The sequence below is a fragment of the Pseudomonas sp. 34 E 7 genome, assembly GCF_900005715.1.
Taxonomy (GTDB): Bacteria; Pseudomonadota; Gammaproteobacteria; order Pseudomonadales; family Pseudomonadaceae; genus Aquipseudomonas; species Aquipseudomonas orientalis_A.
On sequence record NZ_CVTX01000148.1, the window covers coordinates 13689 to 13918 of the forward strand.

Sequence of the window (230 nt, forward strand, 5' to 3'; positions counted from 1 at the left end):
AGCGAGCTTGCTCGCGAAAAACGTCAACGATAACGCGTGCTTCCTGAATCAACGCGGCGCCTGTGAGTTTTTCGCGAGCAAGCTCGCTCCTACATAACGCAGCCGCGCCCACCCGTAACCACGATGCGCAGCGAGTCGCTTTTGATCTTGATCTCAGGCGCCCCGTTAAACCACGCTGGCCGAACGCAGGCTTGAATCCGTGGGTAACCCGGCAGGACGCCGGGTTAGCC